At 59.5% G+C, this 8,228-nt stretch carries 9 protein-coding genes; 7 read left to right on the forward strand and 2 right to left on the reverse strand.

Annotation, left to right across the window (positions count from 1 at the left end; all coding sequences use genetic code 11):
* Positions 1-397: 397 nt before the first annotated feature.
* The 4 genes from DTS01S_RS21550 to DTS01S_RS21565 all read left to right on the forward strand — a co-directional run bounded on the left by DTS01S_RS21550 (position 398) and on the right by DTS01S_RS21565 (position 3,655).
* The gene (locus DTS01S_RS21550) at positions 398-1,360 is read left to right on the forward strand and encodes an AurF N-oxygenase family protein (protein ID WP_012205541.1); all 963 of its coding nucleotides are present in this window, start codon (positions 398-400) and stop codon (positions 1,358-1,360) included.
* Positions 1,357-2,436, forward strand: coding sequence for a 2Fe-2S iron-sulfur cluster-binding protein (locus DTS01S_RS21555; protein WP_061288733.1), 1,080 nt, complete (start codon positions 1,357-1,359; stop codon positions 2,434-2,436). Before DTS01S_RS21550 ends, DTS01S_RS21555 begins: the two co-directional genes overlap by 4 nt.
* A gap of 51 nt (positions 2,437-2,487) precedes the next feature.
* The gene (locus DTS01S_RS21560) at positions 2,488-3,192 is read left to right on the forward strand and encodes a glutamine amidotransferase (RefSeq protein ID WP_016446024.1); all 705 of its coding nucleotides are present in this window, start codon (positions 2,488-2,490) and stop codon (positions 3,190-3,192) included.
* Positions 3,193-3,286: 94 nt separating this feature from the next.
* Complete coding sequence (locus DTS01S_RS21565) at positions 3,287-3,655, forward strand: antibiotic biosynthesis monooxygenase family protein (protein WP_012205544.1); 369 nt, start codon at positions 3,287-3,289, stop codon at positions 3,653-3,655.
* Between the two features lie 214 nt (positions 3,656-3,869).
* Here DTS01S_RS21565 and DTS01S_RS21570 read toward each other — a convergent pair whose 3' ends face one another.
* Positions 3,870-4,211, reverse strand: a complete 342-nt coding sequence (locus DTS01S_RS21570; RefSeq protein ID WP_046238950.1) for an H-NS histone family protein — start codon at positions 4,209-4,211, stop codon at positions 3,870-3,872.
* 96 nt (positions 4,212-4,307) lie between these two features.
* Positions 4,308-4,859 (reverse strand): LbetaH domain-containing protein, encoded by a 552-nt coding sequence (locus DTS01S_RS31430; RefSeq protein ID WP_287142377.1) that lies wholly within the window; start codon positions 4,857-4,859, stop codon positions 4,308-4,310.
* A gap of 781 nt (positions 4,860-5,640) precedes the next feature.
* On the opposite strand from DTS01S_RS31430, the gene DTS01S_RS30650 reads away from it, so the two are divergent.
* The 3 genes from DTS01S_RS30650 to DTS01S_RS21585 all read left to right on the forward strand — a co-directional run.
* The gene (locus DTS01S_RS30650; protein ID WP_139223882.1) at positions 5,641-6,078 is read left to right on the forward strand and encodes a hypothetical protein; all 438 of its coding nucleotides are present in this window, start codon (positions 5,641-5,643) and stop codon (positions 6,076-6,078) included.
* A gap of 115 nt (positions 6,079-6,193) precedes the next feature.
* The gene (locus DTS01S_RS30655) at positions 6,194-7,801 is read left to right on the forward strand and encodes an RHS repeat domain-containing protein (protein ID WP_139223881.1); all 1,608 of its coding nucleotides are present in this window, start codon (positions 6,194-6,196) and stop codon (positions 7,799-7,801) included.
* Positions 7,695-8,228: hypothetical protein (locus DTS01S_RS21585; RefSeq protein ID WP_169804701.1), on the forward strand; the 534-nt coding region annotated here is incomplete at its 3' end. The genes DTS01S_RS30655 and DTS01S_RS21585, both read left to right, overlap by 107 nt.

Genomic DNA, 8,228 nt, shown 5'->3' on the forward strand with positions numbered 1-8,228 from the left:
TACAAAGTGCAGCGGCCTTGATTCCGACCATGTTTCAGCGGGTGAGCAGACCAATTAAGGTGGCATGCCAATGTAAACCGTTGAAAAAAGCGGTCTGGTTCATTGGCGAAAATAGGTCTGTTTGAATCCACGCTATCTCCATAGAATTCGCCGCCAGACGTTGAAAGTCATGAGATCCAATACCGCCAGGAATCATCCGCAATCTGCAGTCGGGGAGATTGATTCAAGGTGGAATATGACAGAGTGAAGAAATCCATGACAACGTATCTGCCATCTGCAGCGTCAATTGCAGTGCCATTTGCGGCGCCATTGGTGATTGCGGCAGATGGAGAAAGCGGGGGGAGGGAGTAGGCGATTTGACTCAGATCAATCAAGTTCAATCACACGGAGTTGAAAAATGAATCTCGATATCTCTCGGACAGATGACGCCGTGCGCGATGCGCTCAAAAAGCTGTCCCTGCTCTGGAAGTCAAGAGCGGCCGTGAATCAGGACCTGCCTGATTACTGCGGCTTGGCGTTCGACCCCGCCCGGCAGGACTTCACCGCCTCGCTGCTGCCGTTTCGCGATCACCAGGCATGGGTGGAGGCGCCACAGCACCTGCGCGACCAATGCCTGTCCTACGCCTGGGGCATCTACAACCTCAAGACCATCTACATCGAGTGCAACGTGGTCACGCCGGCCTGCGAGGACATCATCAAGACCCCGCCGCCCAGCGCCAACCGGGCGCTGCTGCAGGACGTCATGTCCCAGGCCCTGCTGGACGAGGCCCTGCACACCCGCATGTCCATCATGGCCTGCAACTACATCTACGAGATGCGCGGCCTGGCGCCGCTGGACTACGCGGACTTCAACCTCGTCGGCTGGCGCAACGGCGTGCTGGCGCAGTGCGGCGCGGAATGGGAACGCCGCCTGGCCCGCTTCGCCATTGCCTGCGCCAGCGAGACCCTGATCACCGACTACCTCAAGACCATGGCCGAGGACCGCTCCATCCAGCCCATCTGCCACGAGGTCACGCGCACCCACGCCGTGGACGAATGGAGCCACTCCAGCGTCTTCAGCTCGGTGGCCACCGACATCGTCCAGGGCTTGAGCAACCGCGAGCGCAGCTACCTGCGCTCCATCATCCTCAAGACCGTGCAGATGTTCGCCAACAACGAACTGGGCGCCTGGTCCACCGTCTTCACCATGGTCGGCATGCCGCATGCGCGCGACATCCTGCACGACGTGGGCGACAGCAACGAGATCGGCGTCTACACCGACTCGGTGCAAAGCCTGATCGACCGCATCGGCCTGGCGGGCCGCAACCTGGGCGGCAGCGTGGCGCTGGTGTCCTCGGTCCTCGAGGAGATGCAGGCATGAGCGCCGCCCTCCAGGCAGGCAGCATGCTCGCGCGCTGCGCCGCTGCACGGGCAGAGGCGGGCGGCGTCATGGTCTACACCCTGCGCGTGCAGGGCGCCTCGGCGCAATTCCTCGGCGGCCTGCGGCCCGGCCGGCATGTGGCCATCGAGCATGCCGACGCCAGTGGCACCATGCAGCAGCGGCTGTACTCCATCACCCGCTACGAGCCCTGCAGCGAGCACGACGGCGCCGGCCAGTTCGACATTGCCGTCAAAAGCTCGGGCCGGGGCAGCGTCTCCGACCACATGCATGCGGTGCTGCGCGCAGGCTCCACGCTGCCGCTGGGCGGCGTGGCCGGTGACATCACGGCCGACCTGGTGCTGGGCCTGGACTCCCTGGTCATGCTGGCCGGCGGCATCGGCCTGACCCTGCCGCTGGCGCTGCTGCGCGAACTGGACCGGCTGCGCCAGCAGGGCCGGCGCGTGCCCCGCACCACGCTGCTGCTGTGCTTTGCGCGCATGGCCGACATTCCGTTCCTGCAGGAGCTGCAGCAGCTGTGCGAAACGGCCCCCTGGTTCGACCTGCGTATCCACATCACGCGCGAAGACATTGCCGCCCACGGCCCCTTCGTGCCGGGCCGCCCCTCGCAGCAGTCCCTGCTGGCGCTGGGCCAGCCCCAGGCCGTCGTCATCTGTGGCGGCCACGCCTTTGCGCAGACCTTTCGCGAGCATGCGCGGGCCTGCTTTCCCGGTGCCATACAGCACATCGAGGCCTTCACGCCGCCTGCCGCATCCACCGCCCAGCCAGGCGAGACCGCGCAGGCATGCCAGCTGCAGATCGCGCACAGCGGGCAGATTGTCGAAGCCGCGTCCGGCAAAAGCCTGCTGGAGATCCTGGAAGGCGTGGGCATTGCCATCCGCAGCCAGTGCCGGGCCGGCATCTGCGGCAGCTGCCGCATCCGCATCACGGGAGGCAGTTCACGGCTGGAGGCGGACTTTTGCCTCAGCGACAGGGAAAAGGAAGCCGGCTATGCCTTGGCCTGCTGCACCTTCCCCTCGGCGGGCCATATCCACGTCGATCTCAAACCCGGCGCCTGACGGGCTCCGCACGTTCCAAGCCACCCTCCTGTATCCACCTGAGTTCCTCCCATGAAAAAAGCCATCGCGCTGCGCCACATCCACTTCGAAGACCTGGGCACCCTGCATGCCGAGTTCGCCAGCCGCGGCTACGAAGTGCAGTACGTCGATCCCAGCATCGGCGAGCTTGACACCCTGGACCTGGGCCGTGCCGACCTGCTCGTCGTGCTGGGCGGCCCCATAGGTGCCTATGACGAGGCGCTTTATCCCTTCGTCGCCCAGGAGCTGGCGGCCGTGCGCCGCTGGCTGGACAGCGGCAAGCCGCTGCTGGGCATCTGCCTGGGCGCCCAGCTCATTGCGCGCGCGCTGGGCGCCAGGGTCTACCCGCTGGGCGTCAAGGAAATCGGCTTCTCGCCGCTCACGCTCACCGACGCCGGCCTGGCCTCGCCCCTGTCCAGGCTGGACGGCGTGCCCGTGCTCCATTGGCATGGCGACCAGTTCGACATTCCCGAAGGCGCCGTGCACCTGGCCGGCACCGCCATCGGCGCCAACCAGGCCTTCGCAGTCGGACCGCAGGTGCTGGGCCTGCAATTCCATCTGGAGGCCGACGCGGCCCGGCTGGAGCGCTGGCTGGTCGGCCATGCCTGTGAGCTCGGCATGGCCAAGGTGGACCCGCGCACCCTGCGTGCCGATGCCCAGAAATACGGCGGCCTGCTGGCGCTGGCCGCGCGCGATGTGCTGGCCGCCTGGCTGGCCCACCTGGAGCGCAGCCGCTGAACCTGCGGCGCCGCCCATTCACCCATTTCCCCCACGCCGGAGCCGCCGCTGCGCGGCGCCGGAATCTCTGTTCCCGAAAAAAGGAGAGTTGAAGATGGTTGTCGTACTGTTCGAACTGCAGGCCTTGCCCGGCCAGAACCAGACCTATGTGGACCTGGTCAACAAGCTCACCCCCATGCTCAAGCCCATGGAGGGGTTCATCTCCGTGGAATGCTTCCAGAGCACGCTCAACCCCGAGAAAGTCATGTCCGTCACCACCTGGCGCGACGAGGAAGCCGTCGTCCAGTGGCGCAACGTGGAAGCCCACCTCAGCGCCCAGCGCGCCGGCCGCGACAAGATCTTCAAGGACTACCGCGTGCGCGTCACCCAGGTGCTGCGCGACTACGGCCTGAATGACCGCGCGCAGGCGCCCGCGGACAGCATCATGGGCAAGGCAGGCAGCTGCCCCGTCAGCCACGCCTGAGGGCTGGCGGTGCCGCAAAGGCCCGGCTGGTCCCCCATGCCGGAGCGCGATGCACGCCATCGAAAGATGCCGGCAGTGACTACGCTGCCGGCGCCAGGCCGGAAAAAAAGCCCGCTGAATGCTCAGAGGGCTTTTTTTCGGACGGCACAGATTCCTTCGCATCGGAACCCCACCGCACCGCACGGCATCCTGCGTGCCGCCGTGTGCAGCGCCTTCAGTTGCGAGCTGCCGCTGCCGCCATTTCTGCGAGGAACGGGCCTTGGGCCGCCTCGGGTTTGCGTTCGATGAGGAAGTCTTCGCGATCCTGGTCCTTGATCCAGTTCGGAGGCTTGCCGCGACCTGTCCACGTCGCTCCTGTAGAGGGATCGCGATACTTCGCCGGTGCGCTGGTTTTTGCTGGGATGTAGGGGAACACTTGCTGCTGGGTGAACCCGAAATCGGTCACCAGCTTCTGGACCTTGGACAGGGCTGCGTCGGCCGCCGAGGTGCGGGCCTTGGCAATTTCCATGTCCAGCGCGGCCTTGGCCGCAAGAAGTTCTTTGAGGGACTGTGTCATAGGGGTGCGAAATTTTTGAAGCCAGATTATGGGGCTGTTCGGGCGAGACATGCCTGTCTTCAGGGTCATGCCGGGCGACAAAAGGCTGTTTGCCCGTCAGAACTCTTTGCTGTGCCGAGTGGGCGCAGACCTAGGCAAGAAAACGGTCTTGTCCGCATCCGTGATCGCATGCCCGACGCGGCAGGGCACCCCTGCGGCTATCACGCTCGGCGGAATGTCCTTCGTGACCACGCTGCCCGAACCGATGATGGAAACGTCGCCAATGGTCACTCCCGGGTTCAGGTGGCAGCCCGTGCCAATCCAGACCCGGCTGGCAATCCGCACCTGCCAGGGAAAACAGCCACCTGCCGCGCTCTCGGCGGCATGGACCGAATGGTTGGGCGTGTAGATACCCCACGCCCCGGGCCAGCAGCACGTCGTTGCCGATATGGATGCCGCCGGTGTCGAGCATGATGCAGTCGAAATTGGCGTAGAAGTTTTCGCCAATTTCTTGACTCGTTTGTGACCATGGCTTTCCCTCGATTGCGACACAATCCACCTCTTGTATACCGCTGAAGGCGATGGCCTGTGACAGTGCTTCGCCAATGGTTCGAATTCTTTGAAGACTGACGTGCCGAAACCATGGCCTGCTGGATTGTCGTCGAACAAGATGTCCGAACTGGTGCAATGCCAGCCGCTATCTGCCGGGAGCCCCATTCCAGATCTCGAGAAAAGGCTTTGCCGTGCTCTGCGTGGAGTTCGGATCTCACTGTTGCGGCTCTCATCTGCAGCGCAGCTCAAGCAGTATGCTCGTGTGCTCTCCATGCGACTGATGCCTATGTAAAGGCAGTTGTCCCACTCTGGTTTTTGCAGTGCCGATGTAGCTCGCGGCCATGCAGGTACTTGGTTTCTGCCAGAAGTTCATAAAACGCTCTAGTTATCTAATATGAAATTGATTAATATTTTTATAGTGTCCTTGTCTGGTTTGATGTCGGTCCCGTTGATGGCGCAGAATTATTGCGCCACATATCCCAATGAAGCGAGTTGTTGCAACCCTGAATTTGATAATTGCGTTCCAAGGGAAATATATTTGCGATATGGACATAAGGCCGGAGATTTTTGCGTGCCTGGATATCCCTCGACCGTTTCGTGCGGTGGAACAGCATCTCATGCTGCAAATTATTCTTCTCCCGAGGAAGCTCTAAGGTGGCGCATGGGTTTTATGAGTGCTTACTGGGATAGTGGGAGCTCTAAGCAATGCAAGCCATTGAGATTGTAGGGGCCTTATGGGAATTGGTCTGGAGATATATCGGAATTGAGGCTGCATGAGATCCAATCCCAGAGTTGGGGTACGGTTGTTTCTCAAGAAGGAAGTCCTTACCCAGAGCCTGGTCCTATATCGTGTGCAACGCCAAGGGAATTGACGGATCAATTTTATATCACCAGATACTTGGTTGAAGAAGAATGCGAGGCCGGATTTTTACCTGCAAATAGAGTGCCGGATGATGTTAGGGTTTGCAGTAAGAAGGGGTTGTGGGAAATAAAGATCAGTGGGCCGGAAGTTACGCAATCACTGCCTTCTTTGGCTGGGCCTATCATGCAAGATATTTTGGTTCGACGTGGTGGTAAGCCTGCTGCCTTCACTGACGTGTCGATTAGCCTAAAAGAAGAAGGTTCTGCTTCATTTCAAAATTTCTCATTAAAAACCAATGTCAACGGTGAGGCTCAATTGTTGTATATTCCGCCATACCTAAAATCTACAACTGTGGAAATGAAGGCGGAATGCTCAAAATGCATTGAAGTGGCCAAGAAGAATATCAAAGTATTGATGAGTGATTTGAGTGTTGATGAAGGATTCCCTGCATCTTGTAGGCGGCGTGATTTCTAATGCGGGTAAGTGCCTTTGAAAGAGTTTTATTGAAAGTAATGTGAGTGAATTTTTGGTGGGTGCCGGGTGAAGTACTTGAATTGCCGTTGATGATTGTGTTATTTAAAGACAGACTATGAATAAAAATCTGAAAACTCTGCGCAAGCTGTTGATTTTTCCATTGAAGCCGTGCTCTCGCTCGTTGGTCGTCTTGGGTGTATTTTGTCTATTTTTTAACTTTGCCAAAGCGCAAAGCATTCCCTCAGGTCCCGAGAATTTCCAGGTCCAAACGGATTGGATAGATCAAAGCCCCAACCCACTCACTGTCAGCCATATCTACCGAAGTTTTGGCAGCCCTGATGAAGATGCAGATATTGGCATGGGTAAAGGCTGGGTACACTCTTGGTCGGGACGCCTCAAGTTGCCTACGGAATATAGATCAGGCCACCCTTCCAGCATCAGCATCCTGCTGCCCGATGCCAGTTCAGTGCTATTTCTGAAAGAGCCTGGCGAGCAATCTCCATGGCATGCCGCCACTGGGCCTGATTTGTTATTGGGTTCGGTGGGAGGAAGTTGGAAATACTATCGCGCCAGCGACGACAGTTGGTGGAACTTCGACAGTCAGGGTTGGCTGACTAACGTCACTTTGCGCAATGGCTGGTACTACAACATATTGCAAAATAACGGCAAGGTTCTGTCTGTGACAAATTCCTTCGGTCGACAGGTGGATTTTGGTTACCGGGCAGATGGCAAGCTAAATTCCGTTGCATTGCCTGACGGCAATACAGTGAGCTATGACTACGACGCGAAGGGAAATCTCAGTTCCGTCAAGGTCAATGGCTTTCAGACTCGAACATACAGCTACGAAAGTAGTGTTTCTCCGGGCCTCTTGACTGCCATTGGCGATTCCCAGGGTAATCAAGTGCTGGGATTTGTTTATAACTCCGATGGCTCGCTCAAACACACATCAAGGGCTGGGGTAAGCGGTGTCTACAGCGTCTCTTATTCAGGCGCTGCCAGTGTAGGAACGGCAGGCATGCTGGTGGCCCCCGGCGCTGATGATCCCAACTGGTACAAAGCCTCGGTCACCACGACAGCCCCGGATGGCAACGGCGCCACGCGCCACTACCAAGGATCGGCTGCCGGCGTGCGCTTGGTCGGGCAGAGTAAGGCCACTTTCTGGGCAAAGTTCAAGGAGGAGTTGAATGCTGATCTTCTTCCAGCCTATATCGAAGACTTTAAAGGGAACAGAACTTCCTACCAGTGGAATGCCAATCGCCAATTGATCACCAAGGTTGTGGCTGCTTCCAATCGCACGGAGGCCCAAAGCACTCAAATTGATTGGCATGACACCCTGGCCTTGCCCACTCTTATCACGGAGACCGGCCGCACGACCAAGCTCAGCTACGGCGGTGGCGGCAGACTGGTGGGCGCCGCCCTTACGGACAACGCCAGCAATACCACCTACTCAAGCGCTTGGAGCTACAACGCCCAGGGCCTGCCCGAGACCTATACCGATGCTGCCGGCCAGACCCTGTTTGGCTATGACACCCGGGGCAACCGCAACAAGGTCACCAACGCCCTGGGACATGTCCACCAGTTCGCCCATGATGGCGCGGGCCGGATCCATGACGGCCATGGCCCCTTCGGGCCTGGAGCGCAGCTACAGCTACAACCCCCGGGGGCAGTTCACGCGCGTCAGCGTCGGCGGGCAGCAAACCACGTTGACCTACCTGCCCAATGACAGGCTGGGCACGATCACCTTCGCCAACGGCCATGCCATCACCTACCAATATGACGACGCCCGGCGCATCAATCGCTGGAGCGACAACCGTGGCAACTCCGGCCAGTACGTTCTGGACCAGTGGGACAACCGCACCAGTGAGCTCATCAAGGACAGCGCGGCCCAGACAGCCCTGCAGATGCAGCGCTCCATCAACGGCATCAATCGCATCAGCAGCGAAACCATAGGCGGCAACCAAAGTACTGCTTTGACCTATGACGCCAACGGCGATCTGGCCACGGCCAGCAACGGCCTGGGGCAGACCACCACTCTGGACGTTGATGGTCTGCGCCGCCTCACCAAAATCACCGACCCTCTCAACGCAAGCGCCACACTCAGCTACAACGCCCTGGACGCCGTCACCGCCGCCCAGGACTTCAAAGGCGTT

Origin of the sequence: Delftia tsuruhatensis NBRC 16741 (genome assembly GCF_001571325.1) — a bacterium.
Classification (GTDB): domain Bacteria; phylum Pseudomonadota; class Gammaproteobacteria; order Burkholderiales; family Burkholderiaceae_C; genus Comamonas; species Comamonas tsuruhatensis.

What these genes read in the sequence shown, in the direction of transcription:
- DTS01S_RS21570 (WP_046238950.1), bottom strand. Translation starts at nt 4,211, where the DNA reads ATGACACAGTCCCTCAAAGAACTTCTTGCGGCCAAGGCCGCGCTGGAC.
- DTS01S_RS21560 (WP_016446024.1), top strand. Translation starts at nt 2,488, where the DNA reads ATGAAAAAAGCCATCGCGCTGCGCCACATCCACTTCGAAGACCTGGGC.
- DTS01S_RS21565 (WP_012205544.1), top strand. Translation starts at nt 3,287, where the DNA reads ATGGTTGTCGTACTGTTCGAACTGCAGGCCTTGCCCGGCCAGAACCAG.
- DTS01S_RS21555 (WP_061288733.1), top strand. Translation starts at nt 1,357, where the DNA reads ATGAGCGCCGCCCTCCAGGCAGGCAGCATGCTCGCGCGCTGCGCCGCT.
- DTS01S_RS30655 (WP_139223881.1), top strand. Translation starts at nt 6,194, where the DNA reads ATGAATAAAAATCTGAAAACTCTGCGCAAGCTGTTGATTTTTCCATTG.
- DTS01S_RS21550 (WP_012205541.1), top strand. Translation starts at nt 398, where the DNA reads ATGAATCTCGATATCTCTCGGACAGATGACGCCGTGCGCGATGCGCTC.